Genomic DNA, 3422 nt, shown 5'->3' with positions numbered 1-3422 from the left:
CCGGCCGTCGGCGAGGCGGACGGGGCCGGGCTGGAGCTGGGGCTGGTCTGGGCGATGCCGGCGGTTGCGGCGGATGCCAGCGCCAGCGCGCCGGCCAGCAGCGGTAGACGTGAAATGGTCATGGTCGTTCTCCCGATAAGCGGCGTTACGGCCGCAAGACCGGAAGTACATACGAGCGAACCGCGATCCGGTTTCCTTTTGCAGGTGCGACGAGGTCCTGGAGCCATGCCGCGCTGGTAATCGCCGGACCGGTTTCCTAAGTCGGCTGCCATCAAGGGGACGACCATGGTGCGTGCGCTCACCGCCTATCTCGATTCGATCCGGGCGCGCGATCCCGCGCCGCGGTCGCGCGCGGAAATCCTGCTTTACCCGGGCGTCTGGGCGTTGAGCCTCCATCGAGTCGCTCATTGGCTGTTCGGGCGCGGGCTGTTCTTCCTCGCGCGCTGGGTCAACCACGTCTCGCGGGCGCTGACCGCGATCGACATCCATCCCGGCGCGACCATCGGCCGGCGTTTGTTCATCGACCATGGCTTTGTCGTCATCGGTGAGACCGCACATATCGGCGACGACGTGACCATCTATCAATGCGTGACGCTGGGCGGCACCAGCCCCGACAACGGGCTGGCTGGCAAGCGCCATCCCACTATCGCCGACGGCGTGATCATCGGCTCGGGCGCGCAGGTGCTGGGGCCGATCCTGGTCGGCCCGCGCGCGCGGATCGGGGCCAATGCGGTGGTGACTCGCGAGGTGCCGGTGGGTGCGGTGATGGTCGGCATCCCGGCGCGACCGACCATGGTCGAGGGCGGGCAGGCGGCCCCGGTGCGGTTCGTCCCCTACGGAACGCCGTGCAGCGAGATGTTCGATCCCGCCACGCAGAAGCTGGAGCTGATGCGCTGCGAGCTGGAGGTGATGCGCAAGCGGCTCGACGCGCTGCTCGCCGAAACCGACGGTGAGGGGGCCCGGCGAGCCTGATGGGGATCGTCACGCCCTTTCCGACGCCGCTCGGCAGGCCAAGCCAGATCGGCTTCGAGCGGGTGGAGCTGTCGCGCATCCTCGACCTGTACGGCCGGATGGTCGCGGCCGGGCATTGGCGCGACTATGCGATCGAGCTGGGCCGCGATGCCGCGGTCTTCGCCGCCTTCCGCCGCGCCGCCGAGCGGCCCGAGTTCCGCATCGAGAAACGCCCGGCGCTGCGCGGGAAGCAGGGCATGTGGGCGCTGGTCGGCGAGCATGGCGCGGTGGTCAAGCGCGGCCACGACCTGCCGCCGGTGCTGGCTCCGGTCGAACGCCGGCTGATGAAATTGGTCGATTAGACCGGCAGCAACGCGACCGGCGGCAGCCGCCCGGCGAGGCTGCCGAGCGTACCCACCACCAGTCGCCGCATCGGCTGCCAGAAGGCGGAGAGCGTCAGCAGCGCCGAGCCGATGATCAGCGCGGTGAACGCCGCCGACAGCTCCACCGCGCCCGCGCTCCGGAACAGCGCGTACATCGCGTAGAGCACATAGACGAGCCCCGAGACCAGCAGCGCGCGACGATCGACTGCCAGCGCCACGAACGCAAAGGCGAGGTACAGCGCCAGCACGATCAGCGCGGTCGCCAGCGTTACCTCGCCACCGAACACGCCTAGCATCTGGAACACCGGATGCGCGATCAGCGGTGCCGCGACGAGGTGGAGCCAGAAGGCGACATCGGCCCGGCGGGTGCGTCGCTCCGGATCGCTGAGGTCCCAGCGCATCGCGAACGCGAACACCGCGACGCCGCCGATCAGCAGCAGCGGCCACACCGCGTCCTTCGCGGCCGGCACCGCCGCCAGCACTAGCGCGACCGCGACGCCGACCAGCGATGCGGCCCCGGCGGCGACCGTGATCGGCACCGAGAAGCGCCGCCAGTGCAGCCATGCCGCGGCGGCACAGACCAGCGCCATGCCGCCGCCGATCAGCGCGTGCGTCCGGTCGGACCAGCCATGGTCGAGCGGCACCACCGCACCGATCAACGCCGCGCCGATCCCGCCAATGAAGGTGAGCAGCAGGATGATGCTCGGCAGCGCCATGCGCCGTCGCGCGGTGAAATACTCGGCCAGCCCCCAGGAGGCGGCGGCGACCAGCGCGCCGCCCAGGCCCGACGTCACCTGTCCGCCGATCTGCCCCAGCGCGATCAGCAACAGCGCGATCGCGATCGACACGAAGATGTCGTTGAAGCCGGTGATCAGCCGAAAATGCTCTTCATCCACTGCCGGGGCGGCTTGCCGCGCAGCGACGTGCGCTCGCAACGCCGCCACGTTCGCGGGAGTGATCGCTCCCGCCGCAACGGCACTTTCCAGATCGGTCTCGCTGTACATGGTGGCTCCTCCTGCCAAGCGAGCATAGCAGGGGTGTGTTGCCGCTGCAATACAGCAGGTCGGGGATGTCCAGACGCGGAAAGGGGCGCAACCCTAATGGGAAGCGCCCCTTGCTGTGCGGCCGCAACGCCGCCGATACGGGTCGTATCAGTGCTTGTGCTTGGCCTTGGCGTGCCCGGTCGCCCCCTCGCGGCAGCCGGTATACTGCCCCTGGCGGCACACCGGCAGCTTGCCGGTCGACGGGGCCGGTGCTGGCGCGGTGTCCGCCGGGGTGGCAGGCGTCGGTGCCATCGACTGGTCGGCGGGTGCTGCGGGGGCGGGAGTCGACGCGTCCGCTGGCGGCGGTGTCGCCCCCTGGGTCTGCTGGGTCGTGCCGGGCGTCGAAGGTGACGTCACGCCATCGGGCGTCGTGGGGCTCGCTGGGGTGGTCTGCGCGCTGAGCGGGACCGCGATCATCGCGGCTGCTGCCAGAATAATGGTCTTCATGGTGGATCTCCTCGTCTTGCACGACGCCGTGAAAGCGCGGGTGCTGGCGGTGTGAACGCCCCAACATCGCGATGGCTCCTTCGTTGCGCAGCCGATTCGTTACGGCTGTTCAAGGAAGCCGTCAGCCGTCGTGATCGAGCGCATAGCCGGCCGACCGCACCGTGCGGACCAGATCGGGCAGGCCATCGGTGTTGATCGCCTTGCGCAGTCGGCGGATATGGACGTCGACGGTGCGGCTCTCGATGTCGCTGTCGTGCGGCCATACCGCGTCGAGCAGCTGCTCGCGCGAGAACACGCGGCCGGGATGTTCGAGGAAGTGCTTGAGCAGCCGGAACTCGGTCGGGCCGAGCGTCACCGGCTGGCCGCCGCGCACCACCCGGTGGCGTACCGTGTCCATCGCGATATCGGCATAGGCCAGCTCCTCGCCGGCCAGCGCGGGGCGCACGCGGCGCAACACGGCGTTGACCCGCGCGACCAGCTCGCGCGGGGAGAAGGGCTTGGTGACATAATCGTCGGCACCGGTCTCCAGCCCACGCACCCGGTCCTCCTCCTCGCCGCGCGCGGTCAGCATGATGATCGGCACGTTGGCAGTGGCGGG

Annotated in this window: 5 protein-coding genes; 2 read left to right on the top strand and 3 right to left on the bottom strand. The window is 69.7% G+C overall.

Annotated elements, in window-relative coordinates; translation table 11 throughout:
- Window positions 1–285 precede the first annotated feature (285 nt).
- Window positions 286–972 (top strand): serine O-acetyltransferase EpsC, encoded by a 687-nt coding sequence (epsC, locus tag HUU96_RS13480; RefSeq protein ID WP_174293270.1) that lies wholly within the window; start codon window positions 286–288, stop codon window positions 970–972.
- On the top strand, window positions 972–1313 hold the full coding sequence (locus HUU96_RS13475; RefSeq protein WP_174293269.1) for a DUF2794 domain-containing protein: 342 nt from the start codon (window positions 972–974) through the stop codon (window positions 1311–1313). The genes epsC and HUU96_RS13475 overlap by 1 nt, the downstream gene beginning before the upstream one ends.
- Here HUU96_RS13475 and HUU96_RS13470 read toward each other — a convergent pair.
- The 3 genes from HUU96_RS13470 to HUU96_RS13460 all read right to left on the bottom strand — a co-directional run.
- The gene (locus HUU96_RS13470; RefSeq protein WP_174293268.1) at window positions 1310–2338 is read right to left on the bottom strand and encodes a hypothetical protein; all 1029 of its coding nucleotides are present in this window, start codon (window positions 2336–2338) and stop codon (window positions 1310–1312) included. The genes HUU96_RS13475 and HUU96_RS13470 overlap by 4 nt on opposite strands.
- Window positions 2339–2485: 147 nt before the next feature.
- Entirely contained in the window at window positions 2486–2824 is a 339-nt protein-coding gene (locus tag HUU96_RS13465; protein ID WP_174293267.1) for a hypothetical protein, read from the bottom strand.
- 121 nt (window positions 2825–2945) lie between these two features.
- Window positions 2946–3422 (bottom strand): winged helix-turn-helix domain-containing protein (locus tag HUU96_RS13460; protein ID WP_174293266.1); only part of this gene is annotated, 477 nt, incomplete at its 5' end.

It is taken from the genome of Sphingomonas bacterium (assembly GCF_903644135.1).
GTDB lineage: Bacteria > Pseudomonadota > Alphaproteobacteria > Sphingomonadales > Sphingomonadaceae > Sphingomonas.
Note: the sequence above shows the minus strand (reverse complement) of the source record. Positions and strands in the feature narration are given on the sequence as shown.

Bases quoted from the DNA above. Each gene is read 5' to 3' on its own strand.
- epsC (WP_174293270.1), top strand. From the start codon at position 286: ATGGTGCGTGCGCTCACCGCCTATCTCGATTCGATCCGGGCGCGCGAT.
- HUU96_RS13475 (WP_174293269.1), top strand. From the start codon at position 972: ATGGGGATCGTCACGCCCTTTCCGACGCCGCTCGGCAGGCCAAGCCAG.
- HUU96_RS13470 (WP_174293268.1), bottom strand. From the start codon at position 2,338: ATGTACAGCGAGACCGATCTGGAAAGTGCCGTTGCGGCGGGAGCGATC.
- HUU96_RS13465 (WP_174293267.1), bottom strand. From the start codon at position 2,824: ATGAAGACCATTATTCTGGCAGCAGCCGCGATGATCGCGGTCCCGCTC.